Origin of the sequence: Pantoea ananatis LMG 2665 (assembly GCF_000710035.2) — a bacterium.
In the GTDB taxonomy this organism is placed as follows: domain Bacteria; phylum Pseudomonadota; class Gammaproteobacteria; order Enterobacterales; family Enterobacteriaceae; genus Pantoea; species Pantoea ananatis.
Map to the genome: position 1 here is coordinate 291,403 of NZ_JMJJ01000004.1, position 25,746 is coordinate 317,148.

The following is a 25,746-nucleotide window of genomic DNA, read 5'->3' on the forward strand; positions in this document are numbered from 1 at the left end:
CAGGTACCGAGCGCAAAAAGGAGAATAAAATGAATAAAGTGGCACAGGAGTATCATGAGTCGTTGGCGGTATTAACCGAACGTCTTCGCCACGGCGATCGCGATCTGGATACGCTGGTAGAAGATAGACGCCGTCATTTACGTGCGCACTCCGATCTGACACCGGACGAAATCGATCGGGCGCTGGCGTCGGTGCGCCGCGATTTGGCGGAGTTTGGTCGTAACTATGCCGAAGCAGAAGAACCGGTGGCGGACTCGGTCTTTATGCGCGTGATCCGGGAAAGTATCTGGAAAGAACTGGCGGACATCACCGATAAAAGCCAGCTGGAATGGCGGGAAGTCTTTCAGGATTTGCAACACCACGGCGTTTACCAAAGTGGTGAGGTGGTGGGCCTGGGCAACCTGGTCTGCGAAAAATGCCATTTTACCCGGGCGATTTATACGCCAGAAACCCTGTCGCGCTGCCCGGAATGTCACCACGATCAGTTTTATCGTCAGCCTTTTGAGCCGTAAAAGAAGCAGGCGGGCAGGGTGCCCGCCTGTTTTTTAGTGCAGAATTTTTGCCAGGAAATCCTTCGCCCGTTCTGACTGCGGATTATTAAAGAAGTCGTCTTTATTCGTGTCTTCAATAATTTTGCCTTCATCCATAAAGATGACCCGGTTGGCTACCTTACGGGCAAAGCCCATTTCGTGCGTAACAACCATCATGGTCATGCCTTCCTGCGCCAGTTCCACCATCACGTCCAGCACTTCGTTGATCATTTCAGGATCGAGCGCCGATGTGGGTTCATCAAACAACATGGCAATGGGATCCATGCACAGCGCACGCGCGATGGCGACACGCTGCTGCTGACCGCCAGAGAGCTGACCGGGAAACTTTTCCGCATGGGCAGACAGACCGACGCGAGTCAGAAGCTTGAGGCCTTTATCACGGGCGGCGGCTTTATCACGCTTCAGCACTTTGACCTGCGCCAGTACCAGATTGTCGATAATGCTCAGGTGAGGAAACAGTTCGAAATGCTGAAACACCATGCCGACTTTGCTGCGCAGCGTGGCCAGATTGGTTTTTTTATTGTTTACCTCTGTGCCGTTTACCGTAATGCTGCCCTGCTGGATCGGCTCCAGGCCATTGACGGTTTTAATCAGGGTTGATTTGCCGGAACCTGACGGTCCACATACCACCACCACTTCACCGGTCTGAACCTCGGTAGAGCAGTCGGTTAGCACCTGAAATTGACCATACCACTTGGAAACGTTTTTCAGGTTAATCATTTAAACCGTCCTTTTTCTTTTTAGATAGCTGACCAACAGCGACGCGCTCAGGCTGATCACAAAGTAGACCAGACCAGCAAACAAAATCATTTCTACCTGGGTGCCGTCACGCTCGCCAATGGTGGAAGCGGTACGGAAGAAGTCAGCCAGACTCAATACATAAACCAGCGAGGTATCCTGAAACAGGACGATGCCCTGCGTCAGTAACAGCGGCACCATGGCGCGAAACGCCTGAGGAAGAATAACCAGCCTCATCGACTGCCACTGCGTCATTCCCAGCGCCAGCGCAGCGCTGGACTGCCCACGCGCGATACTGATAATCCCGGCACGAATGATTTCAGAATAGTAGGCGGCTTCAAACAGGGAAAAGGCCACCATTGCTGAGATCAGGCGGATGTCGGTCTTGGGCGAAATCCCCAGCACCTGCTGTAAAAAGCTGGGAACGACCAGATAAAACCACAGCAGCACCATCACCAGCGGCACTGAACGGAACAGGTTGACATACAGTTTGGCAAACCAACTGACAGGTTTAAAAGTGGACAGGCGCATCACCGCCAGCAGGGTGCCCCACAGGATGCCAAACACAACGGCCGTCAGGGTGATCTTAAAGGTGATCATCAGGCCACTGAACAGATAAGGCAGGCTGGGAGGAATCGAACTCCAGTCAAATGCGTACATTATTTGCCTCCCACGTTGCCAGGCAGGCGCACTTTGCGTTCGACCAGGCCCATCAGTACCATAATCACCAGGTTAATTCCCACGTAAGCCAGGGTAATCGCCGTAAAGGATTCGTAGGCGTGCGAGGAATAGTCCAGCAGTTTGCCGGCCTGAGCCGCCATATCCACCAGGCCGATCGTCGAGGCAATAGCCGAGTTTTTCACCAGATTAAGCATTTCTGACGTCATTGGCGGCACGATTACCCGGTAAGCATTGGGCAACAGCACATAGCGATAGGTTTGGGGCAGCGTCAGCCCCATGGCCAGCCCGGCATTCTTTTGTCCACGCGGTAAAGACTGAATGGCTGCACGCACCTGCTCGCACACACGGGCAGCGGTGAACAGTCCCAGACAGACAACAGAGGAGATAAAGAATTGCAGATTGGGATCCAGCTCCGACTTAAACCACATCCCCAGATCCTGTCCTACCAACTCTGGCGCAACCAGATACCAGAAGAAGAACTGAACAATCAGGGGGATATTACGAAACAGTTCGACATAGCAGGTTCCTATCGTTGATAACAGACGATTAGGCACAGTACGCAGAATGCCGAAAAATGAACCCACACAGAAAGCAATAATCCAGGCACAACAGGAGACGGCAATCGTCACCTGAAAACCGGACCACAGCCAGCCGAGATAGGTGGTATTACCGAACGGGGCCTGTTCGAGAAATATGCCCCAGTTCCAATCGATACCCATAACGAGCTCCGGTAAAAAAGGGTAGCAGAGCTACCCTGAAGATTGATGAGCGGCTAATTTCGCCTGATTCGGGGGAACGACCCGTTCAGGCTGTCTGTCCACGCCGCGGTTTCAGCAATCGAGAGGGCGACGAGGCCGCCCTTGTTATCGTTGTTAATTCAGTGCCTTGTCATTCGGCGTTTTGAACAGCGTTTTCATGTCGTCAGACAGTTCAAAGTTCATGTTCAGGTTTTTTGGCGGAATAGGCTGTTTAAACCAGGTGTCGAACCATTTCTCTGCCTGACCGGAGGTCTGGGCTTTGGCAATGGTGTCATCGACCAGGGCTTTGAACTGCGGATCGTCTTTACGCAGCATACAGCCATAGGCTTCTTTAGACTGTGGCGTACCGATGATAACCCAGTCATCCGGCTTTTTCGCTTTGGCGCGTTCGCCTGCCAGCAGGGCATCATCCATCATAAAGGCCACGGCGCGACCGGTTTCCAGCGTGCGGAATGAATCACCATGGTCTTTGGCGCTGATGATGCGCATATCCATCTTTTTCTCGTCGTTCAGTTTGTGCAGCAGCACTTCTGACGTGGTACCCGAGGTCACTACAACGGTTTTGCCTTTCAAATCGTCAAAATCTTTGATCGGGCTGCCTTTCTTAACCAGCAAACGGGTGCCGATAACAAAAATGGTATCGGAGAACGCCGCCTGTTTCTGGCGCTCAAGGTTGTTAGTGGTAGAGCCACATTCGTAATCGTATGTGCCGTTTTGCAGCAGGGGAATACGGTTTTGTGAGGTGATCGGGATCATTTTGATTTGCAGATCGGGCTTATTTAACTTGGCTTTAATGGCTTCTGCGATAGCGTTTGAATACGCCTGAGAATAGCCAACGACCTTTTGCTGGTTGTCGTAATAAGAAAAGGGAACTGATGATTCACGATGCCCGATGACAATGACGCCATTGTCATTGATTTTCTTCAGGGTACCGCTCAGATCTTCCGCCTGGGCCGCTCCCGCCGCTGCGCTTAACAGCAGAAGAGATAATGCCACTTTGCGTAATTGCATGTTCCAACTCCTTCATGTGGAAAGTGCACAGGATCTACCCTGTACTGATTGTGTGATGTTGTGTGTATTTTGCGCTGCTTTTTTTGTTATCCCTTCGCGCGACTGCGCTAAGAATATTCACTAACATAGCGGATTGTTAACTCAATGAAACAAAAAAGTTTCTTTTTTGCGATGTCATTCGCACCAAAAAAAGGCAAATAATCGCCATTGCACGTAAAAGGTGCGCATCTGGACTCTTTTTAGTGCGTCTCGTCCGTTAACTGGCCCGAATGTCGATGAATACAGAAATATTTTGCAATCATCGTGCCAAAACAAAATGACAATTGGGTGAAATGGCCGTTTTACTGCAGAGGCAGAGGCAGAGGCAGACAGATGAAGAGGCGGCGAAACAGCGCTTCGCCGCAGAGGATTAGCGGTTACGCCTGATAAAGGCAATGACGCCGCTCAGCAGCGCGGCCAACCACACCGGCCAGATGCCGGCTTTAGAATAGGGCGTTTCACCGCGGGTGGGCGTCACGTTATCCACTAAAACATCCCGGGTGAACTGGGGCAGCACTTTCTCCACATCGCCATCGGCATTCACCACGGCCGTTACGCCGTTGTTAGTGCCGCGCAGAAGTGGCCTGCCCAGTTCCAGCGCTCGCATACGCGCCATCTGGAAATGCTGCCAAGGGCCAATCGAGTGACCAAACCAGGCGTCGTTAGAAACGGTTAACAGGAAATTGGTATCCGGACGGAAGTTAGCGCGCACCTGTTCACCCAACACGATCTCATAGCAAATGGCCGTGGTCAGATGATAATTCGCCACATTAAGCTGAGGTTGCAGATAAGCGCCGCGGCTAAAGGCGGACATCGGCAAATCAAAGAAAGGGGCCAGCGGACGCAGCAGATCGGCCATGGGCACGAATTCCCCAAACGGTACCAGGTGGTTTTTTTGGTAGCGGTTAGTGCTGTAGTAGTTATAGGGTTTCGGGCCGCCCAGCACGATGACCGTGTTGTAGTCGTGGTAACGATTCTGTTCCAGCCGTGAATCGACGATGCCGGTTACCAGCGAGCTGCCGCGCGCGCGCAGTTCATTATCCAGCGAACGCAGGAAAGGCTGCTGGTTGCTTTCCAGATCGGTAATGGCCGACTCAGGCCAGATAATAATGGGGGCTTTGCCCATCAGCGGCTGACTCAAATCGCTGTAGATGCGCAGGGTATTTAGCAGCTGCTGCGGATCCCACTTCATTGACTGGGGAATATCACCCTGTACCAGCGCCACGTTTACCGCCTGCTTCGGCAGCGCCTGATACCAGTGCAGATAGCGTAACGGCCAGCATACCGCCAGTAATGCCAACGCGCCCAGCAGGCTTTTAAGATGGCGTTGCTGCAGAGCATAAACCAGTAAGCCCGCAACGATCATCAGCAGGAAGGTGATGGTTTCCACACCGGCCAGGGGCGCAATCCCTTTTAACGGGCCGTTAATCTGGCTATAGCCAAACTGCAGCCACGGAAAGCCGGTTAATATCCAGCCGCGTAAAAATTCGGTGATCTGCCACAGCGCCGGCGCGGCCAGGGCCAGTCGCCACAGGGTAGTTCGCGGCCAAATGCGGTTGAGCAGTCCGGCAAACAGCGCCGGATAAACGGCCAGATAAGCCGCGAGCAAAACCACCAGGAATACGTTAACCGGGCCTGGCATTCCGCCAAAGGTAGCGATACTGACATAGACCCAGTTAATCCCGCTGCCAAAAAGGCCAAACCCCCAGATGAAACCTATGGCGCTGGCCTGCGGGCTGGTGCGGTTTAACGTAAGGATTTGCAACCCACACAGCGAGACGAGGGCAGCAGGCCAAAAATCATAGGGGGAAAACGCCAGCGTGCCGCAGGCACCGCTGAGTAAAGCCAGCAGCAGACGGACCCGCTGCTGCTGGTAAAGTGAGGCTAATGCCATAAATTTATTCGTCATCCAGTTGAGGTTGCGCCGAATTTTCCGGAATTTTTACGTGCACCTGGATGATACGACGGCTGTCAGCCATGGCAACTTTGAACTGGTAACCATCGATGTCGATGCTTTCGCCGCGCGCCGGCAGGTGACCAAAGCCCTGCATCACCAGTCCACCGATGGTATCCACTTCATCGTCGCTGAACTGGGTGCCAAATACCTCGTTGAAATCTTCAATCGGGGTAAGTGCCCGAACGGTATAAGTCTGACGGTTGAGCTGGCGGATATCACGATCTTCTTCATCGTCATATTCGTCTTCGATTTCGCCCACGATCAATTCCAGAATATCTTCAATCGTGACCAGCCCGGACACACCACCAAACTCATCGATCACAATCGCCATATGATAGCGCTGTGAGCGAAACTCTTTCAGCATGCGGTCAACGCGCTTGCTCTCAGGGACCACCACCGCCGGACGCAGGACTTTTTCCACGCTGAAAGGCTCAGATTCGCTGCTCATAAACGGCAGCAGATCTTTCGCCATCAGGATCCCTTCAACGTGGTCTTTGTCTTCGCTGATGACCGGAAAGCGGGAGTGCGCGGAATCGATAATCACGCTGAGGCACTCTTCCAGGTTCTGATTACGTTTCAGCGTAATCATCTGGGAGCGGGGGATCATGATGTCACGCACGCGCTGTTCTGCAATATCCAGCACGCCCTCGAGCATGTCCCGGGTATCCTGATCAATCAGATCTTTTTGATTGGAGTCACGGATCAGGCCCAGTAGCTCGTCACGGTTTTTAGGTTCACCGTGGAACAGTTGGTTGATTAGAAGGGAAAAAAATCCCTTTTTACTACTGGGTGCATCGCTGTTTTGAGAATGGTCGTCGCTCATGGCGGTTTTTAAAGATCTCTCTGGTAAGGAAATTACGCTGCCGGCCTGTTCACCAGCAGCAGGGTGGCCTGAATCAGATACTCAGGTGTTTTCTTTCTCCGAAATGTACGGATCAGGATAACCAAGAGCAAGCATTATCTCTGTCTCAATACCTTCCATCTCTTCGGCTTCACTGTCTTCAATGTGATCATAACCCAACAGATGCAGCGTGCCATGGATCACCATGTGCGCCCAGTGGGCTTCTGGGGTTTTTCCCTGCTCCTGCGCTTCCTGCTCAACGACCTGACGACAAATGATCAGATCGCCTAACAGCGGTAATTCAATGCCGGGCGGGGCTTCAAAGGGAAATGACAGCACATTGGTCGGTTTATCTTTGCCCCGATAGGTCAGATTAAGTTCATGACTTTCGGCTTCATCCACCAGACGAATGGTCACTTCACTTTCTGGCTGGAAGGGCGTTACCGCCGCTTCCAGCCAGCGTTGAAACTGGCTTTCAGTCGGTAAATTATCGGTCTGCTCGCAGGCCAGCTGCAGATCGAGGATCACGTCGCTCATGAATTCTCCTGGGCGCTGTGCTGGGCCGCAAGGGCATCACGTTTACGCTCTTCCGCTTGCTGATCGCGGCGTTTTTGATCGGCTTCTTCCCAGGCTTCATAAGCGGTCACAATGCGTGCCACTACGGGATGACGCACAACGTCCTCGCTGTGGAAGAAGTTGAAGCTGATCTCTTCCACTTCAGACAGCACCTCAATGGCGTGACGTAAACCGGATTTCGTGTGGCGCGGCAGGTCAATCTGCGTCACGTCACCGGTGATGACCGCTTTAGAGTTAAAGCCAATACGGGTCAGAAACATCTTCATCTGCTCGATAGTGGTGTTCTGACTTTCATCAAGAATAATGAAGGCGTCATTGAGCGTACGGCCGCGCATGTAGGCCAGCGGGGCCACTTCAATGACGTTGCGCTCCATGAGTTTCTCGACCTTCTCGAATCCCAACATCTCAAACAGGGCGTCATAAAGAGGGCGCAGATACGGGTCCACTTTCTGACTCAGGTCGCCCGGCAGAAAGCCCAGTTTTTCCCCTGCTTCGACCGCGGGACGCGTCAGCAGGATACGTCGAATCTCCTGACGCTCCAGCGCATCGACCGCGGCGGCCACGGCCAGATAGGTTTTACCCGTACCGGCCGGACCCACGCCAAAGGTGATGTCATGGTCGAGAACATTTGCAATGTACTGTGCCTGATTCGGCGTACGTGGCTTAATGACGCCACGTTTGGTCTTAATGTTGACCGCCTTACCATAGTCCGGCACGCTTTCCGCCGTTTGTTCCAGCACCCGGCTCTCTTTAATCGCCAGGTGAATCTGTTCAGGCTCAATATCCGGGATCTCCCCGCGCACTGGCGCAGTATCGACATAGAGCGTTTTCAGGATATCAACCGCGGCATTCACACACAGCACCCGACCAACCAGTTTAAACTGGTTGTCACGGCGATTAATCTCAATGCCGAGACGACGTTCCAGCTGTTTCACATTATCGTCGAACGGACCACACAGGCTCATCAGACGGCGGTTATCAGCCGGTTCAAGGGCGATTTCACGGGTTTCAATATTCAAACGAATCCTTTGGGTCACTCAGGGCCAGTTGAAAGGGTTTGCTGCTGCATCAAACGCGTTAAACGGATGCATCGTAACGAAATTATTTATGCGGTAGCGCCGGGGCGCAAGCTTGTGAAGTGATATTTGGGCGGCACTGGCATAAACCAAGTGCAAAACAGCAGAATGTGCGGCGGCGAATGCTGGGCCGCCGCACAAAACGAAGCATCAGGGCTGGAATACGCCAACGCCGATGTCGTTTTCCTTGCGGGTACGGGCGATAACGGACGCCGGGCTTTCCGCCACACGCAGGCCCAGTTCCTCTTCTGTACGAACCAGCTTGCCGCGCAGTGAGTTGGTATAAACGTCCACGATTTCCACGTCGGCAAATTTACCAATCATCTCCACGGGCCCTTCAAAGTTGACCACACGGTTGTTTTCGGTGCGGCCAGTCAGCTCCATCACGTTTTTACGTGAGATGCCCTCGACCAGAATGCGCTGCACGCTGCCCATCATACGACGGCTGATGGCCATCGCCTGCTGATTGATACGTTCCTGCAGAATATAGAGACGCTGTTTCTTCTCGTCTTCGCTGACGTCATCAGGCAGGTCTGCCGCCGGTGTACCGGGACGCGCGGAGTAGATAAAGCTGTAGCTCATATCAAAGTTGATATCGCCAATCAGCTTCATGGTCTGTTCAAAGTCCTGCTGGGTTTCCCCCGGGAAGCCAATGATAAAGTCAGAGCTGATTTCAATATCCGGACGCGCCGCCCGCAGTTTGCGAATGATGGCCTTGTATTCCAGCGCGGTATGCGCACGCTTCATCAGCGTCAGAATACGGTCGGCACCGCTCTGTACGGGCAGATGCAGGAAGCTCACCAACTCTGGCGTATCGCGATAGACCTCAATGATGTCATCAGTGAATTCAATCGGGTGGCTGGTGGTGAAACGAATGCGGTCAATGCCGTCGATGGCCGCGACCAGACGCAACAGCTCAGCAAAGGTGCAAACGTCACCATCGAAGGTCGCGCCGCGATAGGCGTTGACGTTCTGACCGAGCAGGTTGACCTCGCGAACCCCCTGTGCAGCCAGTTGGGCGATCTCCAGCAGAATATCATCTGAGGGACGGCTGACTTCCTCGCCGCGGGTATAAGGCACCACGCAGAACGTACAGTATTTGTTGCAGCCTTCCATGATGGAGACAAACGCGGTTGGCCCTTCAGCACGCGGTTCAGGCAGACGGTCAAACTTTTCGATTTCCGGGAAGCTGATATCCACAACCGGACTTTTGCTGCCGCGCACGGTGTTGATCATTTCGGGCAGACGGTGCAGGGTTTGCGGACCAAAGACGATGTCCACGCATGGCGCACGCTGGCGAATATGATCGCCTTCCTGTGACGCAACGCAGCCGCCGACACCGATAATCAAATCCGGGTTGCGCTCTTTCAGTTTTTTCCAGCGCCCCAACTGGTGGAAGACCTTCTCCTGCGCTTTCTCGCGGATAGAGCAGGTGTTGAGCAGCAGAATATCCGCCTCTTCGGCTTCCTCTGTCAGGGTATAGCCGTGCGTGCTGTTCAGTAGGTCAGACATCTTAGATGAATCGTACTCATTCATCTGACATCCCCAGGTTTTGATATGCAGTTTTTTTGTCATCGAGCTAGCCATTAAATCAGTGCAGTGAAGTGCTGGGGGCGTATTGTAATGCTTTGCTGCGGATGTGACCAGCCTGAGGGCTTTTCTGATCGTGTCTGATTTTTCCGGTACACTTTGCCGTAAGACAACCGCGCTGAAAAGTGACGGCAGATAAGAGGGAAAAAAGTTATGCAGGATAACCGGTTTGATGTGGTGATAGTGGGCGGTGGCATGGTCGGCGCCGCGCTGGCATGTGGTCTGACGCAGCACCAGTTTCGTGTGGCGGTTGTAGAGCGGGCAACGCCACCTCCTTTTGATCCACACAGCCTGCCCGATGTGCGTATTTCCGCGGTCGGATCCTCTTCCGTGGCACTCCTGAAACAGCTCAACGTCTGGCAACGTGTTGAGGCGATGCGCTGTGCGCCTTATCGCAAACTTGAAACCTGGGAGTGGCAAACGGCGCAGGTCAATTTCGACGCCGAATCGCTGGGGCTGCCTGAACTCGGTTACATGGTTGAAAATAATGTGTTGCAACGCGCCCTGTGGGAAGAGATGGAACAGCGCGGCATCACCCTGCTGTGCCCGGCGACGATGGACGACCTCCAGCCCTGCAATGGCGGCTGGACGCTGTCATTGAGCAATGGGACTGCGATCAGCACGGCATTAGTCGTGGGGGCCGATGGTGCCAACTCGCAGGTGCGGCAAATGGCCGGTATCGGCATTCGTGGCTGGCGCTACGCGCAGTCCTGTCTGCTGGTCAGCGTCACCTGTGAACATCCCGCTGGCGATGCCACCTGGCAGCATTTTACGCCGCAGGGGCCGCGTGCGTTTCTGCCGCTGTTTGGCAACCATGCTTCTCTGGTGTGGTACGACTCCGCTGCACGCATTCGTCAGCTACAGACTATGCCGATGGCGCAGCTGGAAAAAGAAATTGCCCGGCATTTCCCGGCACGGCTGGGACGCTTTCATGCCCATGCAGCCGGGGGCTTCCCGCTGGTGCGTCGTCACGCCTCGCGCTATGTTATGCCAGGGCTGGCGCTGGTGGGGGATGCCGCGCACACCATTAATCCTCTGGCGGGGCAGGGCGTCAATCTGGGCTATCGGGATATCGATGCATTAATGGACGTATTGATTGAGGCGCGCGATAAAGCAGAGGACTGGTCATCCGAACGCATACTGCTGCGCTATCAACGCCAGCGGCGCAACGATAACCTACTGATGCAGAGTGGCATGGACCTGTTCTATTTTACCTTCAGTAACCAGGTTGGGCCGCTAAAGCTGGTGCGCAATCTGGGGCTCATTGCCGCTGAGCATTCAGGCGTGCTGAAGCGTCAGGTTTTGCGATACGCACTAGGATTGTAAGCATCGGCTGCGCGTTGCCTTGAGGTGATGCGTGGCCGGTTTGACCGAAAGACAAAAACAACAAAGCCCGCAGAAGCGGGCTTTGTTGCTTAATTTGGCTGGGGTGCAGGGATTCGAACCCCGGAATGCTGGTATCAGAAACCAGTGCCTTACCGCTTGGCGACACCCCAATGGTGTCAAATCAAATTGTCTAAAAATGGCTGGGGTGCAGGGATTCGAACCCCGGAATGCTGGTATCAGAAACCAGTGCCTTACCGCTTGGCGACACCCCAAGAAAATGGTGGCTACGACGGGAATCGAACCTGTGACCCCAGCATTATGAGTGCTGTGCTCTAACCAGCTGAGCTACGTAGCCAAATTGTACTGCCTTTCGATGATGGCTGGGATACCTGGATTCGAACCAGGGAATGCCGGTATCAAAAACCGGTGCCTTACCGCTTGGCGATATCCCATTCGTCCACTCGCAGCCGCGAGATACATCGAAATTGGCTGGGGTACCTGGATTCGAACCAGGGAATGCCGGTATCAAAAACCGGTGCCTTACCGCTTGGCGATACCCCATCCATGCTGCCGAATCATGAAATGGTGCGGGAGGCGAGACTTGAACTCGCACACCTTGCGGCGCCAGAACCTAAATCTGGTGCGTCTACCAATTTCGCCACTCCCGCAGAAAAAAGATGGTGGCTACGACGGGAATCGAACCTGTGACCCCAGCATTATGAGTGCTGTGCTCTAACCAGCTGAGCTACGTAGCCATCTTTTTTTCGCGCAACCTTCATCGGCGTTGCGGGGCGCATTATGCGGAGTTGACTACACAGCGTCAACAAGTTTTTTGCCGTTTTTTGCCTTCAAACGCCTGTTTGTCTGGCTTATAACCAGGGTGATGCTTTATTCGGCAATTTTTCAGTGAATACAACGGCAATAACAAAAAAGATGGGCCATATACGGCCCATATTGTCACTCAGTATAGCACTTATTTGTAGGCAGACTGGTGAACACCCACGGCACGTCCTGACGGGTCATCCATGTTTTTGAAGGCTTCGTCCCACTCGATGGCTTTTGCCGATGAACAGGCAACAGACGGCCCGCCTGGTACGCACTCGGCAGCGCTCGGCAGTGGGAAGAGTTCTTCAAAGATTTCACGGTACAGGTACGCTTCTTTCGACCCCGGCGTGTTATACGGGAAACGGAAGTGCGCCGTCGCCAGTTGCTGATCGCTGATTTGTTTGGCCGCGACTTCTTTCAGTGTGTCAATCCAGCTGTAACCCACGCCGTCAGAGAACTGCTCTTTCTGGCGCCAGGCCACGCTTTCGGGCAGGTAAGAGGAGAAGCATTCACGCAGAATGTGTTTTTCCATTTTACCGTTGCTGCCGCACATCTTGTCTTGTGGGTTGATACGCATGGCGACATCCAGGAATTTCTTATCCAGGAACGGCACGCGTGCTTCAACGCCCCAGGCAGACATCGCTTTGTTGGCGCGTGCGCAGTCAAACATATGCAGGGCCAGCAGTTTGCGAACGTTCTCCTCATGGAACTCTTTCGCGTTTGGCGCCTTATGGAAATACAGATAACCACCAAAGACTTCGTCAGCCCCTTCGCCTGACAGCACCATTTTGATGCCCATGGCTTTAATCTTACGCGACATCAGGTACATCGGTGTGGAGGCGCGAATCGTGGTCACATCATAGGTTTCAATGTGGTAGATCACGTCACGAATCGCATCCAGGCCTTCCTGCACCGTGAAGTGAATTTCGTGGTGCACCGTACCCAGATGCTCTGCCACCAGTTTGGCCGCTTTCAGATCCGGCGATCCTTCCAGACCGACCGCGAACGAGTGCAGCTGTGGCCACCAGGCATCAGTTTTATCCTGATCTTCCACGCGTTTGGCCGCGAAACGTTTGGTTACCGCTGAAATAATTGACGAGTCCAGACCACCAGACAGCAGCACGCCATACGGAACATCGGACATCAGGTGGCTTTTTACTGACTCTTCCAGCGCATGTTTCAGTTCTGCTGCGTCAGTCACGTTGTTCTCAACGTTCTGGTATTCCATCCAGTCACGCTGCCAGTAACGACGAATTTCACCGTCGGTGCTGGAAAGGTAGCTTCCCGGCGGGAATTCTTTGATTGAACGGCACACTTGCACCAGCGCTTTCATTTCTGAGGCGACAAACAGGTTACCGTGCTCATCGTTGCCCATATACAGCGGGATGATACCGATATGGTCACGGCCAATCAGATAGGTGCCTTTGACGCTGTCATACAGGATGAAGGCAAACATGCCTTCCAGTTCGTCAAGAAAATCGACACCTTTCTCCTGGTACAGCGCCAGAATCACTTCGCAGTCAGAACCGGTCTGAAACGCGTAGCGATCGCTTAATTTTGCGCGCAGGGCCTGATGGTTGTAGATCTCACCATTGACTGCCAGTACGTGGGTGTGGTCAGCGTTATACAGCGGCTGTGCACCGTTGTTCACGTCAACAATTGAGAGGCGCTCATGAGCAAGAATGGCGTGGTCATCGGCGTAAACGCCTGACCAGTCCGGCCCACGGTGACGCATCAAACGTGAGCTTTCCAATGCTTTTTTACGTAACTCAACGGGATCGCTTTTCAGATCCAGCACACCAAAAATAGAACACATATCTGACTCCTGAACTCACCTGCGGCGATGTAATTTTACGTTTGTCCGGCAGCCTGTGGCTGCGTGATGTATAAGAAAATGCGTTATTTACGGTCCCCAATGCAAGAGGAATCGTATTTTGCTGATGAAAATGTTGTTGTGTGGCGAGGTATATTGAATTTTATCTAACAGAATTGGGTTTTTATTGTTGAATCGGCAATGAAATGAAATTTCAGCACGCTTTTTGAGCGAGGATAACGGGCGCAGAGAGCCATAAAGGTGAGACGCACCACAGAATCTGGCAGTGCGTCATAAGAGAAATGAATCAAAAGAGGTCGATATCGGCAACAGACGGGAAAATCCAGTCAGGACGGAAAGGCATCGCATCAATGTCGGTAAGCGTGGATACGCCAGAAAGCACCAGAATCGTTTCCAGACCGGCCTGAAAACCAGCGAGGATATCGGTACGAAGATTATCGCCCACGATAACCGTTTCCTCTGAATGGGCCTGCATCTTGTTCAGCGCGGCGCGCATGATGTAGGGGCTGGGCTTGCCAACGTAAAATGGCCTGCGACCTGAAATCTTTTCAATACCGGCACACAGTGCGCCACAGGCGGGCACAAAGCCCCGGGCATGCGTATCGGGATTGGTTGCAATGAACCGCGCGCCGTTTGCCACAAAGAAAGCGGCCTTGTGCATCATGTCCCAGTTGAATGAGCGGGTTTCCCCGACGATAACGAAATCCGGGTTAACGTCAGTGATGGTAAAACCGGCTTTATACAGCTCGTGTACCAGCGCACCTTCGCCAATGACATAGGCTTTTTTGCCTTCCTGGCGGCGTAAAAAGTCCGCGGTGGCCATGGCTGAGGTGTAAAACACCGAATCCGGTATGTCGATTCCCGCTGAGGAAAAACGGTTTGCCAAATCACGCGCCGTTTGTGAAGGATAATTGGTCAGCACCACCAATGGCATGTCTTTCGCCAGGATGCGCTGCAAAAATTCTTTCGCGCCGGGCACTGCGGTATTGTCGTGCATCAGCACGCCATCGATATCACAAATTACATTTTTAATCGTCATAAAGGGGTTCCGATACGCGCCGCGCTGAGTAAGGCCGCGCTTAGTCTTCCAAAAGATGTTGCAGCAGAATGCCGTTTAACATCGCCCGTTTTGCCAGGGCAAAGGCCCCAATCGCGGAGCGGTGATCGAGTTGTGAACGCACCACCGGCAGATGTTTACGGAAGGCCGCCAGCGCCTGGGTATTAATGCAACTTTCTATGGCCGGGAGCAACACGCGTTCAGCTTCCGTAATTTCGCCGGCCAACACAATTTTTTGCGGATTAAACAGGTTAATGGCGATAGCAATGGCTTTACCCAGATAGCGACCCACGTATTCGACAACTTCACTTGCCAGCGCATCGCCCTGGTTCGCCGCCTGACAGATGTGCGGCATCTGGCAGGCATCCTGAGTCAATATGCTGGGGTAGCCTTTATTCAACAGCTCTCTGACGCGCTGTTCAATGGCGCCATTCGCCGCGATGGTTTCAAGGCAGCCAAAGTTACCGCAATGGCAGCGTTCCCCGAGCGGATCGACCTGAATATGGCCGATTTCACCCACGTTGCCATTACTGCCCAGGAATATTTGTCCGTTGGCAATAATCCCTGCGCCCGTTCCCCGATGCAGTCGCACTAATATGGAATCAGCACAATCACGGGTTGCGCCAAAATAGTGCTCTGCCAGCGCCAGACTGCGAATGTCATGACCCACAAAGCTGGTCACCTTAAAGCGTTTTTTCAGGTTGGCCACCAGAGGCCACTGGTCCACCGTAATGTGCGGCATATAACGGATAACGCCATTATGCGGATCGACCAGGCCAGGCAGAATCACCGAAATGGCTATCAGCTCACGAATTTTCGCTTCGCTCTGCTGAATAAAATGCGCAACGGCATCGAACAGCGCCTGCTCCAGCGTGTCCTGTGTGGTTTGCGGCAGGGGATAATCCTGCTGAGCCAGTGATTTGCCGCTTAAATCGAACAGCGTTAAGGTCGCATCGTTGCGGCCGAGGCGCACGCCGATAGTGTGAAAGTGACGGGTTTCAGTGACGATGGAGATCGCGCGGCGTCCGCCGGTGGACGCCTGCTGGTCCACCTCCTTGATCAGGCCGCGCTCAATAAGCTGGCGGGTAATTTTGGTCACACTGGCGGGCGCGAGTTGGCTCAGATCCGCAATCTGAATGCGCGAAATCGGTCCCTGTTGGTCGATTAACCGGTAGACGGCTGCGCTGTTCAGTTGTTTGACAAGATCGACATTTCCAATTTGTGTCTGGCCGCCAGTAGTCATTCAGTGCTTACTCGCTCAGGACGTTATCTCCATTGACTAACGTCTTAATAATTTTAAAGTCGCGTGTAAATACGGTCAGATTGGCGAGTTTTCCTGCCTGGATAGTGCCTGACTGTTTTTCTACGCCCATTGCCCGTGCCGGATAAAGTGATGCCATGCGCAGCGCTTCATCCAGTGGAATGCCTGCATGTTCAACGCTGTTTTGCACGGCTTCGATCATCGTCAGTGCTGAACCGCTCAGCGTGCCATGTTCATCAACACAGAGTCCATCACGATAATATATTGTTTTACCAGCAAAAATAAACTTATCGATTGTGGCACCTGCGGGCGCAGTGGCATCGGTTACCAGGACCAGCTTGTCACCCTTAATGCGTTTGGCATTACGAACGTTAGCGTAATGAACATGTAAACCATCCGCAATGATGCCGCAGTATACATCAGGCGCATCAAACAGCGCACCGATTAGGCCTGGCTCACGCCCTGCAAAGGCCGGCATGGCATTATAAAGGTGCGTCGCAAAGGTGATGCCGGCGGCAAAACCCGCTTTGGCTTCTTCGAAAGTGGCATTGGAATGACCCGCAGACACCACAATACCGGCGTCGCTGAGTTGGCGAATCACGGCGCTTCCGACGCTTTCTGGCGCCAGTGTGACCTTGCTAATCACATCCGCATTCGCACACAGGAAATCGACCATCTTCGGATCGGGCTGGCGAATAAGGGCAGGGTTATGGGTGCCTTTTTTGGCGACGTTCAGCCACGGACCTTCCAGATGTAATCCCAGCAGAAAGTGGGGATACTTCTGCAAAAAGGCGCGCATTGTTTCGACGGCGCGCACCATGAGTTCGTCACTGCTGGTAATCAGCGTTGGCAGAAAGCTGGTGCAGCCGGATTTAACATTGGCGCGGTGCATGGTTTCCAGCGTTTCCACGCTGATGGCATGGATATCGTCATTAAACTGCACGCCTCCACAGCCGTTAAGCTGCAGGTCAATAAAGCCGGGTGCGATAATCGCGCCCCCAACATCCTGCTGTTCTATTTCTGGCGGCAAGGCTGCCAGAGAGCAAACCCGCTCAATTTTGCCGTCAGCGATGACGACAGCATGATGATCGAAAATGTCATCGCCGCTGTAGATACGGCCGTTCACTAATGCGTACATCTTGTTCTCCCGGCTTGCCTGCCGTTAACGCGTCTAACCGCAGGTGACGAAATGATTGTGTTAAACGCCCTGCATATTTTCCGCTTCCATTTCACGGAAGTATTTCACCGTTTTTACTTTTAGCTCCATGGTGGCAGGCTCATCACAGACCACCACGGATTTAGGATGAAGCTGCAGGCAGCTAATCGTCCACATATGGTTCACGTTCCCTTCAACAGCAGCCTGCAACGCCTGGGCTTTTACGTGCCCGGTGACCAGGATCATGACTTCTTCGGCATCCAGCAGCGTACCAACACCGACTGTCAGCGCGTATTTGGGTACCTGATCCACATCACCGTTGAAAAAACGCGAGTTCGCTACGCGCGTGTCGTGCGTCAGGGTTTTAATCCGGGTGCGTGAAGACAGAGATGAGGCGGGTTCATTAAACGCGATATGCCCATCGTTACCAACGCCGCCCATAAACAGGTGAATTTTACCCAGTGTCCGAATTTTATCTTCATAACGGCGACATTCTGCGTCAATATCTGGCGCATTACCATTCAGTAAATTGATATTTTCTGGTTGGATATCAACGTGGTCGAAGAAATTGCGGTACATAAAGCTGTGATAGCTTTCCGGATGCTCTTTCGGCAAGCCAACGTATTCGTCCATGTTAAAGGTCACGACATGTTTAAAGCTGACCTGGCCCGCTTTGTGCATGTCAATCAGGTGTTTATAGGCTTCCAGCGGTGTTCCGCCCGTGGGCAGTCCCAGGATAAAAGGCTTGTCAGCACGGGGATTAAACGCATTGATGCGATTGACGATATGGCGTGCCGCCCATTTGCCGACCTGAGTTGGGGTGGATAAAGGAATCAGTCTCATATTGCACCTCGAATGTGAGTTAACGGTCAGACGTGCAGCTATTACGCGGGTCAGGCCTGAAGTGGCAGGCGCAAAGGGTGTTAGAAAGCGCACATCTTGATATTTCGCATCATAAAATAAGTTTGCCTTTATAGCCAGTGAGAGTGACCTTAAAAATCGATTTATGGTGATAATTGTCACAGATAGTAGCTATTAATTTGTGAAGCGAATTAAATTGTTATTACACTCCACAGCATTGAGTGTAATGCCGTAAGAGGCTTGCTGCTGACATAACAACATTAAGCGGCAGCATAGCTACAGAGTCAGTTCATAGGGGGAAGGGTCAATGTTAAGTTATTTACAACGAGTGGGACGGGCGCTGATGGTGCCGGTCGCCACTTTGCCTGCTGCAGCAATACTTATGGGGATCGGCTACTGGATCGATCCGGACAGCTGGGGCGCGGGCAATGCCTTTGCCGCCCTGCTGATTAAATCCGGTGGCGCGATCATTGAAAACATGTCGGTGCTGTTCGCGATTGGCGTGGCGTACGGTATGTCAAAAGATAAAGACGGCGCGGCCGCACTCACCGGCTTCGTTGGTTTCCTGGTCGTGACGACGTTGTGTTCGCCTGCCGCCGTGGCGATGATTCAGAAAATACCGGTGGCTGACGTCCCTGCGGCCTTTGGGAAAATCAGCAATCAGTTTGTCGGTATTCTGGTTGGGGTTCTGTCAGCCGAAGTCTACAACCGCTTTAGCCATGTTGAACTGCCCAAAGCGTTCTCGTTCTTCAGCGGCCGTCGTCTGGTCCCGATTCTGGTCTCGTTCCTGATGATTCTGGTCGCGTTCATCCTGATGTATATCTGGCCAGTCATCTTTAATGGTCTGGTGAGCTTTGGTGAGCATATCCAGAAGCTGGGATCGGTAGGGGCTGGCGTCTATGCCTTCTTCAACCGATTGCTTATTCCGGTAGGCTTACATCATGCGCTGAACTCCGTGTTCTGGTTCGACGTCGCGGGCATTAACGACATTCCTAAATTCCTCGGCGGTGCGCAGTCGCTGGCGAATGGCACCGCTATTCCGGGCATCACGGGCCGTTATCAGGCGGGCTTCTTCCCTATCATGATGTTCGGTTTACCCGGCGCAGCGCTGGCGATTTACCATTGTGCTCGTCCTGAAAATCGGGCGAAGGTCGGCGGGATCATGTTGGCGGCGGCTTTTGCCGCCTTCTTTACCGGCATTACCGAACCACTGGAATTTTCCTTTATGTTCGTGGCACCGGTACTTTATGTCATCCATGCTGTGTTGACCGGTCTGTCTGTGTTTATTGCTGCCAGCATGCATTGGATTGCCGGCTTTGGTTTCAGCGCGGGGCTGGTGGACATGGTGCTCTCATCCCGCAATCCCCTGGCGACGCACTGGTACATGCTGATTCCGCAAGGGCTGGTGTTCTTCGTTATCTACTATGTTGTGTTCCGTTTCACCATCAAAAAATTCAACCTGATGACGCCGGGCCGTGAACTGGCGGTTGCTGGCGATGAAACCGATGGTTATGACGTGAATGTGGATACTACCGACAACGGTGAGAGCGCGACCGAATCTCTGGCGCGTCGTTACATTGGCGCGGTGGGCGGTTCAGACAACTTAACCGCGATCGATGCCTGCATTACGCGTCTGCGTCTGAATGTGAAGGATGCCGGGCAGGTTAATGAAGGCGTGGCGAAACGCCTGGGTGCCTCAGGTGTGATCCGCCTGAACAAGCAGAGCGTTCAGATAATCGTCGGCACACAGGCTGAAAGTATCGCCATGGCCATGAAAAAAGTGTTGGTGAAAGGCCCGGTTGCAGCCGCTACCGCCAGCACCGCCAGCGCACCCGCTGCGGCCAGCGACGTGAAACCTCAGGCTGTGTTAAACAGTGAAAAACGCGTTATCGCGACTTTAGTGGCGCCCGTGAGCGGTGAAATTGTGCCGCTGGATGCCGTACCGGATGAGGCTTTTGCCAGTAAAGCGGTCGGCGACGGTGTGGCAATCAAACCCAGCGACAAGCGCGTTGTGGCCCCCATTGCGGGCACCGTGGTGAAAATCTTTAACACTAACCATGCGTTCTGCCTGGAAAGTGAAAACGGGGTGGAGATCGTGGTGCACATGGGGCTGGATACCGTGGCGCTGGGCGGTCAGGGCTTTACCCGTTTAGTGGAAGAGGGCGCTCAGGTCACGGCAGGTCAGCCGGTGCTGGAGATGGATCTTGACTATCTCAACGCCCATGCCCGCTCGATGATAAGTCCGGTGGTGGTCAGCAATATTGAAGACTTCGCAGGATTAACGCTGTTGACGCAGGGCCAGGTGATCGCGGGTGAAACCCCGCTGTATGAAATTAAAGGCTAATTCGCTGTATCAACAACAAAAGGCAGGAAGCGATTCCTGCCTTTTTTATTTTAAACGCCCAACAAACGGTTGTTTCTCTGCAACGCTTTGTGGATCATACCCGGATATTACGTGGTATAAACCACCCTTTCTACGCGTTGAGGATTTTGAGATGAGTGAGGCTGAAGCCCGCCCAACTAACTTTATTCGTCAGATTATTGACGAGGATTTGGCGAGCGGGAAGCACAGCAGTGTGCATACCCGTTTCCCCCCAGAGCCAAATGGTTATCTGCACATCGGTCATGCTAAATCAATCTGCCTGAATTTTGGTATTGCACAAGACTATCAGGGCGAGTGCAATCTGCGTTTTGACGATACCAATCCGGTTAAAGAGGATATGGAATTTGTTGAGTCCATCAAGCGTGATGTGCAGTGGTTGGGTTTTTCGTGGAGTGGCGACGTTCGTTATTCATCTGACTATTTTGATCAGCTTTACCAGTATGCGGTTGAACTGATCGGAAAGGGACTTGCCTATGTTGATGAACTGACCCCTGAAGAAATTCGTGAATACCGGGGAACGTTAACCGCGCCGGGTAAAAACAGCCCATACCGCGATCGCAGCGTGGAAGAGAACCTTGCCCTGTTTGAAAAAATGCGCAACGGTGAATTTGCAGAAGGTAAAGCCTGTCTGCGTGCAAAAATTGATATGGCTTCCAGCTTTATCGTTATGCGCGACCCGGTGCTGTACCGCATTAAGTTTGCTGAACATCATCAAACCGGCAACAAATGGTGCATCTACCCGATGTACGATTTTACCCACTGCATTTCCGATGCGCTGGAAGGCATTACGCATTCACTCTGTACACTGGAGTTCCAGGATAACCGCCGTCTGTATGACTGGGTGCTGGACAACATCACGATTCCGGTTCATCCACGTCAGTACGAATTTTCGCGCCTGAATCTTGAATATGCGGTGATGTCAAAACGCAAACTCACGCAGCTGGTCAGTGAGAAGCATGTGGAAGGCTGGGACGATCCCCGTATGTTAACCGTGTCCGGCCTGCGTCGCCGTGGTTATACCGCGGCCTCAATCCGTGAGTTTTGCCGGCGTATTGGTATCACCAAGCAGGACAACATTGTTGAAATGGCCTCGCTGGAGTCTTGTATCCGCGACGATCTCAACGAAAATGCGCCACGCGCGATGGCGGTGTTGGATCCGGTGAAGCTGGTGCTGGAAAACCTGCCGGCAGGCCATAACGAAGTGCTTAGCATGCCGAACCATCCTAACAAACCGGAGATGGGGACGCGCGACGTGCCGTTCAGCCGCGAAATCTGGATCGATCGGGCCGATTTCCGTGAAGAAGCTAACAAGCAGTATAAACGCCTGGTGCTGGGTAAAGAGGTGCGCCTGCGTAATGCGTACGTGATCCGAGCCGAGCGTATCGCGAAGGATGAAGAAGGCAATATCACCTGCATCTACTGCACCTGTGATGTGGATACGCTGAGCAAAGATCCTGCTGACGGCCGTAAAGTTAAAGGCGTGATTCACTGGGTGTCCGCTGAACATGCACTGCCCGCTGAGTTCCGTCTTTACGATCGCCTGTTTAGCGTACCCAATCCTGGCGCGGCAGACGATTTCCTGACCACGATTAATCCCGACTCGCTGGAAGTCAAACAGGGCTTTGTTGAACCTGGCCTGCGTGATGCGGTGGTCAGCGCGCCCTACCAGTTTGAGCGCGAAGGCTACTTCTGTGCCGACAGCGTTTATTCAACCCCTTCACAGTTAGTGTTTAACCGCACGGTAGGTTTACGCGATACCTGGGCGAAAATCGGCGAATAATTTCTCTGTGATGTTGACCGCAGAGTAATCGAAAGGGCGAGTTATCGCCCTTTTTTATTGCGGCGATTTTTTTTAGTACCGACGTTTCTCCTGAGCAGAGTCAGAGTATTAATTTTATTTTTGTGGAACCGCTCTCAGTTTAATTTTTTTAATAAATTTCCCAGTGTTAATTCTTTTTTTTCAGGTAGGCTAACCCTCTGAAGTATCAGTTTGTGGGTTTAAAAGGAAAAAATGACACTTTTTGCACAGGAAGCCAAACATAGCGTTGTCGTGTTACATCAGCTTATTGAACATATTTTTAATCATGGTCGGGATGGTGGCGACAGTTTTCATCTGCTGCTCTCGCACTTTCATCCCGATTTTAAGATGGTCACGCCGCAGGGAAAACAGCTGAATCTGGATCAGGTTGAAGATCTTTTTCGACGACTGCAGGGGGCAAGGGAAGGGATGCGCATTGCGACCAGTGAGCATGTAATTCTTTCTGAGCATGCGAACGAAGTGACGATTCAGTATCGCGAACTGCAGATGATGAATGGTGAAAATAAAAGCCGTATTTCGCTGGCGATTCTGGACTGCACCACCTCTGTTCCACGCTGGCGCTACCTGCAGGAAACGCTCGTGACCTGAGCGACAGCAATAAAAAAGCCGATGTGAACATCGGCTTTTTTACTTTATACCCGAAAGCGCTTATTTGTCGTGCAGCGTTTCGTCTTCACGGCAGTCGCCCAGTGCACAGTGACCGTACAGGTACAGGCTGTGGTTGGTGAGCTTAATACCATGACGGGTCGCGATTTCACGTTGACGCGTCTCAATGGATTCGTCACTAAATTCAATCACTTTACCGCAATCCAGACAGATCAGGTGGTCGTGATGGTGCTGCTGCGTCAGCTCAAACACCGATTTACCGCCTTCAAAGTTGTGGCGGGTCACGATGCCTGCATCGTCGAACTGGTTAAGCACACGGTAGACCGTGGCCAGTCCAATCTCTTCGCCCATGTCGATCAGGCGTTTATACAGATCTTCCGCGCTGACGTGATGGCATGCAGGTTCCTGAAGCACTTCCAGAATTTTGAGTCTGGGCAATGTGACTTTCAGGCCAGCCTTCTTTAATGCGGTATTGTTGTCAGTCATGCGGATATTGTCCTGTTACTTTAGTCACTCTTGTGGCACGTAGCCTGTATGTCGATCGACCGCCATTCTCATTTGCGTCTCATTATAGAACTGATGCGCTGAAATGAAAACCGATGTCCTTGCGATGCGCCAGCGGCGATGTTCGCTGCGCATGGCATGGAAAGCGGACGAGTCGCATTTCGCGTTTTGTCATCTCAGTTCCAGGGAAATAAGCAGATGATCGATGCGGGTATTCTACAGATTAAATGGGGAAAGTTACAAAAATGTAGCTATTATTTTTATAGGAAAAGCCGTTTGCCCAGTGTGAACCTGCGTCCACACTGAGCTCAGCGCGATCAGGCTTCAATGATTTCTTTGAGCTGCAGCTCATCAAAAATTTGCTTAACCCATTTATCAACGCGTTCGTTGGTCAGCTCTGGCTGGCGATCTTCATCAATAGCCAGACCCAGGAAGTGGTTGTCATCAGCCAGGCCTTTTGACGCTTCGAAGTGGTAACCCTCGGTCGGCCAGTGGCCCACGATGATGGCGCCGTTAGGTTCGATGATGTCACGAATGGTTCCCATGGCATCACAGAAGTACTCTGCGTAATCTTCCTGATCGCCACAGCCAAACAGCGCAACCAGCTTGCCGTTAAAGTCGATCTCTTCCAGCGTCGGGAAGAAGTCATCCCAGTCGCACTGGGCTTCACCGTAATACCAGGTGGGGATGCCCAGCAGCAGAATGTCAAAGGCTTCTAAGTCTTCTTTAGTGCTTTTCGCGATGTCGTGAACTTCTGCAACGTCTTTACCCAGTTGTTTCTGGATCATTTTTGCAATGTTTTCGGTGTTACCGGTATCGCTGCCAAAGAAGATGCCTACGATTGCCATGGGTAAAATAACCTCTTAAATCCTGATGATAGAATGAATGCCGGAGCCTGTTCAGCAAATGATAGCAGACCGCGCAAAAGGGCGGAATGTGTAAAGCCGCGACATTTGTTTCTGTGTGCGGTTTACCCGCGTGAGTCCAGTTTGAGTTGTGCCAGCAGCATTTGTTCAATTAATTCGCTGCGGCTGAGATTGCGCTGCTCAGCCAGCATATTCAGCGCTTCAACGGCTTCACTGTTCATTTTGAGTTCGACACGACGAAGTCCGCGCCCTTTGTCACGTTTCAGTTGATTGCGTTTGTTGATACGCAGTTGTTCATCACGCGTAAGCGGACTGGTTTTTGGGCGACCCGGGCGACGCTCGTTAGCGAACAGATCGAGCGTCGTACGGTCAGTGTGTTCTTTTGCCATGACTTAGTACAACTGAGTGGGCGCGAACGAGACGTTTCCGCTGCGCAGATTAAAGTATTGACTCTTCCCGCGGGCAACAGCGCCCACGGCAAAAATTTAGCGCGCCATCATACTCCAGGCTAACCGCGGACGCCAATCTTAAACTTTTACAGCCAGTTAAGATGTTTTAAAGCGCAAAAAAGCGTCGAATACTGCGTAAAACGGCATCAGGTTTTTCAGCATGGACCCAGTGACCAGCACCACCGATCACATGTGCATGCGCGGCCGGGAACTGCCTGAGTAACGCGTCACGATACTGATTATCCAGATAAGGTGAGTCGCCACCGCGAATAAACAGCGCGGGATGTGGCCAGGCAGGCACCTCCTGCCAGCCGGAGATCAGCGCATAGTTGTCCCATAACACCGGGACATTAAAGCGCCATTCGCCCTGACTGAATGATTTCAGGATGAACTGAATGACGCCGTCCTCATCAATGTGGTTGCGCATGATCTCTGCGGCTTCAGTGCGCAAGGTGACGCCAGCGGCCGTGACGGCCCGGATAGCGGCGAAAATCTCGTCATGCCGACGTGTCTGATAGTCAACGGGCGCGATGTCGATCATCACCATCTGTTCGATACGTTCTGGTGCCAGCGCGCTCATTGTCATGGCGATCTTACCGCCCATGGAATGACCAATGACCGCGATCCGCTCAATCCCCTGAGCATCCAGCGTATCCAGCATGTCCTGAGCCATCACCCTGTAGTTCATCTCGTCTGCGCGCGGCGATAGCCCGTGGTTGCGCACATCAACCTGAATAAGCGGTCGATCGTCTTTAAGCCCTCGGGCCAGAATGCCAAGGTTATCAAGACTGCCAAACAGACCATGAATCAGCAGGACAGGTGTGGAATCAGAAGAAGATTGTTCAGTTTGCAGGCGCGCATTCAAAATCATAGCAAAGTTCTTAAGTGTGATACCTGAGCTTAGGTTATCATGGTTTCACCTTTTCAGGCGCGCTGCTTCCGGCGGCATTAGGACATATTCTGACTTTTGCCCATAAACCG

The 25,746-nt window shown here is 52.6% G+C and carries 23 protein-coding genes and 7 tRNA genes; 5 read left to right on the forward strand and 25 right to left on the reverse strand.

Annotated features, from left to right (window positions below; genetic code table 11):
- The first annotated feature begins 29 nt into the window (after nucleotides 1-29).
- Nucleotides 30-512: a zinc ribbon-containing protein gene (locus EL29_RS03160; RefSeq protein WP_019106259.1), complete on the forward strand. Its 483-nt coding sequence runs from the start codon at nucleotides 30-32 to the stop codon at nucleotides 510-512.
- A gap of 33 nt (nucleotides 513-545) precedes the next feature.
- Here EL29_RS03160 and EL29_RS03165 read toward each other — a convergent pair whose 3' ends face one another.
- The 9 genes from EL29_RS03165 to miaB all read right to left on the reverse strand — a co-directional run bounded on the left by EL29_RS03165 (nucleotide 546) and on the right by miaB (nucleotide 9,803).
- Entirely contained in the window at nucleotides 546-1,271 is a 726-nt protein-coding gene (locus EL29_RS03165) for an amino acid ABC transporter ATP-binding protein (RefSeq protein WP_013025021.1), read from the reverse strand.
- On the reverse strand, nucleotides 1,272-1,949 hold the full coding sequence (gene gltK / locus EL29_RS03170; RefSeq protein WP_013025022.1) for a glutamate/aspartate ABC transporter permease GltK: 678 nt from the start codon (nucleotides 1,947-1,949) through the stop codon (nucleotides 1,272-1,274).
- Nucleotides 1,949-2,689 carry an amino acid ABC transporter permease gene (locus EL29_RS03175; RefSeq protein ID WP_013025023.1) on the reverse strand — a complete coding sequence of 247 codons (741 nt, stop codon included), beginning with the start codon at nucleotides 2,687-2,689 and terminating at the stop codon, nucleotides 1,949-1,951. Before EL29_RS03175 ends, gltK begins: the two co-directional genes overlap by 1 nt.
- A gap of 153 nt (nucleotides 2,690-2,842) precedes the next feature.
- Entirely contained in the window at nucleotides 2,843-3,739 is an 897-nt protein-coding gene (locus tag EL29_RS03180; RefSeq protein WP_013025024.1) for an amino acid ABC transporter substrate-binding protein, read from the reverse strand.
- A gap of 409 nt (nucleotides 3,740-4,148) precedes the next feature.
- Nucleotides 4,149-5,672, reverse strand: coding sequence for an apolipoprotein N-acyltransferase (gene lnt, locus EL29_RS03185; protein WP_026021048.1), 1,524 nt, complete (start codon nucleotides 5,670-5,672; stop codon nucleotides 4,149-4,151).
- Between the two features lie 4 nt (nucleotides 5,673-5,676).
- A complete protein-coding gene (gene corC / locus EL29_RS03190; protein ID WP_014593173.1) occupies nucleotides 5,677-6,558 on the reverse strand; it encodes a CNNM family magnesium/cobalt transport protein CorC in 882 nt (293 codons plus the stop codon).
- 81 nt (nucleotides 6,559-6,639) lie between these two features.
- Nucleotides 6,640-7,113, reverse strand: coding sequence for an rRNA maturation RNase YbeY (ybeY, locus tag EL29_RS03195; protein ID WP_013025028.1), 474 nt, complete (start codon nucleotides 7,111-7,113; stop codon nucleotides 6,640-6,642).
- Nucleotides 7,110-8,171 carry a PhoH family protein gene (locus EL29_RS03200; RefSeq protein WP_014606308.1) on the reverse strand — a complete coding sequence of 354 codons (1,062 nt, stop codon included), beginning with the start codon at nucleotides 8,169-8,171 and terminating at the stop codon, nucleotides 7,110-7,112. The genes ybeY and EL29_RS03200 overlap by 4 nt, the downstream gene beginning before the upstream one ends.
- A gap of 207 nt (nucleotides 8,172-8,378) precedes the next feature.
- Nucleotides 8,379-9,803, reverse strand: coding sequence for a tRNA (N6-isopentenyl adenosine(37)-C2)-methylthiotransferase MiaB (miaB, locus tag EL29_RS03205; RefSeq protein WP_014606307.1), 1,425 nt, complete (start codon nucleotides 9,801-9,803; stop codon nucleotides 8,379-8,381).
- Between the two features lie 168 nt (nucleotides 9,804-9,971).
- On the opposite strand from miaB, the gene ubiF reads away from it, so the two are divergent.
- Nucleotides 9,972-11,144 (forward strand): 3-demethoxyubiquinol 3-hydroxylase, encoded by a 1,173-nt coding sequence (gene ubiF / locus EL29_RS03210; protein ID WP_019106258.1) that lies wholly within the window; start codon nucleotides 9,972-9,974, stop codon nucleotides 11,142-11,144.
- Nucleotides 11,145-11,239: 95 nt separating this feature from the next.
- Here the strand turns inward: ubiF and EL29_RS03215 are convergent.
- From EL29_RS03215 to nagB, 12 genes are all read right to left on the reverse strand, one after another.
- Nucleotides 11,240-11,314, reverse strand: a tRNA-Gln gene (locus tag EL29_RS03215).
- 27 nt (nucleotides 11,315-11,341) lie between these two features.
- Nucleotides 11,342-11,416: transfer RNA gene (locus EL29_RS03220), tRNA-Gln, on the reverse strand.
- A 6-nt stretch (nucleotides 11,417-11,422) separates the two neighbouring features.
- Nucleotides 11,423-11,499 (reverse strand) — tRNA-Met (locus EL29_RS03225).
- A 22-nt stretch (nucleotides 11,500-11,521) separates the two neighbouring features.
- Nucleotides 11,522-11,596 (reverse strand) — tRNA-Gln (locus tag EL29_RS03230).
- Nucleotides 11,597-11,630: 34 nt separating this feature from the next.
- Nucleotides 11,631-11,705: transfer RNA gene (locus EL29_RS03235), tRNA-Gln, on the reverse strand.
- 22 nt (nucleotides 11,706-11,727) lie between these two features.
- Nucleotides 11,728-11,812 (reverse strand) — tRNA-Leu (locus tag EL29_RS03240).
- Between the two features lie 10 nt (nucleotides 11,813-11,822).
- Nucleotides 11,823-11,899, reverse strand: a tRNA-Met gene (locus EL29_RS03245).
- A gap of 218 nt (nucleotides 11,900-12,117) precedes the next feature.
- A complete protein-coding gene (gene asnB, locus EL29_RS03250; RefSeq protein WP_028714940.1) occupies nucleotides 12,118-13,785 on the reverse strand; it encodes an asparagine synthase B in 1,668 nt (555 codons plus the stop codon).
- Nucleotides 13,786-14,089: 304 nt separating this feature from the next.
- Nucleotides 14,090-14,842 (reverse strand): HAD-IIA family hydrolase, encoded by a 753-nt coding sequence (locus EL29_RS03255; protein ID WP_013025033.1) that lies wholly within the window; start codon nucleotides 14,840-14,842, stop codon nucleotides 14,090-14,092.
- Nucleotides 14,843-14,882: 40 nt separating this feature from the next.
- Entirely contained in the window at nucleotides 14,883-16,103 is a 1,221-nt protein-coding gene (nagC, locus tag EL29_RS03260; RefSeq protein WP_013025034.1) for a DNA-binding transcriptional regulator NagC, read from the reverse strand.
- 7 nt (nucleotides 16,104-16,110) lie between these two features.
- Nucleotides 16,111-17,259 (reverse strand): N-acetylglucosamine-6-phosphate deacetylase, encoded by a 1,149-nt coding sequence (nagA, locus tag EL29_RS03265; RefSeq protein ID WP_013025035.1) that lies wholly within the window; start codon nucleotides 17,257-17,259, stop codon nucleotides 16,111-16,113.
- Nucleotides 17,260-17,319: 60 nt separating this feature from the next.
- Entirely contained in the window at nucleotides 17,320-18,120 is an 801-nt protein-coding gene (nagB, locus tag EL29_RS03270) for a glucosamine-6-phosphate deaminase (RefSeq protein WP_014593179.1), read from the reverse strand.
- 325 nt (nucleotides 18,121-18,445) lie between these two features.
- Here nagB and nagE point away from each other — a divergent pair, with 325 nt between their 5' ends.
- The 3 genes from nagE (at nucleotide 18,446) to EL29_RS03285 (ending at nucleotide 22,928) form a co-directional block, all read left to right on the forward strand.
- Nucleotides 18,446-20,482, forward strand: coding sequence for an N-acetylglucosamine-specific PTS transporter subunit IIBC (nagE, locus tag EL29_RS03275; RefSeq protein WP_014593180.1), 2,037 nt, complete (start codon nucleotides 18,446-18,448; stop codon nucleotides 20,480-20,482).
- Nucleotides 20,483-20,633: 151 nt separating this feature from the next.
- Nucleotides 20,634-22,301: a glutamine--tRNA ligase gene (gene glnS / locus EL29_RS03280; RefSeq protein WP_028714941.1), complete on the forward strand. Its 1,668-nt coding sequence runs from the start codon at nucleotides 20,634-20,636 to the stop codon at nucleotides 22,299-22,301.
- 231 nt (nucleotides 22,302-22,532) lie between these two features.
- Nucleotides 22,533-22,928 (forward strand): hypothetical protein, encoded by a 396-nt coding sequence (locus EL29_RS03285; protein WP_013025039.1) that lies wholly within the window; start codon nucleotides 22,533-22,535, stop codon nucleotides 22,926-22,928.
- A gap of 60 nt (nucleotides 22,929-22,988) precedes the next feature.
- Here the strand turns inward: EL29_RS03285 and fur are convergent, their stop codons facing one another.
- The 4 genes from fur to ybfF all read right to left on the reverse strand — a co-directional run bounded on the left by fur (nucleotide 22,989) and on the right by ybfF (nucleotide 25,636).
- A complete protein-coding gene (gene fur, locus EL29_RS03290; protein WP_013025040.1) occupies nucleotides 22,989-23,432 on the reverse strand; it encodes a ferric iron uptake transcriptional regulator in 444 nt (147 codons plus the stop codon).
- 335 nt (nucleotides 23,433-23,767) lie between these two features.
- The gene (fldA, locus tag EL29_RS03295; protein WP_006118431.1) at nucleotides 23,768-24,298 is read right to left on the reverse strand and encodes a flavodoxin FldA; all 531 of its coding nucleotides are present in this window, start codon (nucleotides 24,296-24,298) and stop codon (nucleotides 23,768-23,770) included.
- Nucleotides 24,299-24,420: 122 nt separating this feature from the next.
- A complete protein-coding gene (ybfE, locus tag EL29_RS03300) occupies nucleotides 24,421-24,705 on the reverse strand; it encodes a LexA regulated protein (RefSeq protein WP_013025041.1) in 285 nt (94 codons plus the stop codon).
- A 166-nt stretch (nucleotides 24,706-24,871) separates the two neighbouring features.
- Nucleotides 24,872-25,636 (reverse strand): esterase, encoded by a 765-nt coding sequence (gene ybfF, locus EL29_RS03305; RefSeq protein WP_014606303.1) that lies wholly within the window; start codon nucleotides 25,634-25,636, stop codon nucleotides 24,872-24,874.
- Between the last annotated feature and the right edge of the window lie 110 nt (nucleotides 25,637-25,746).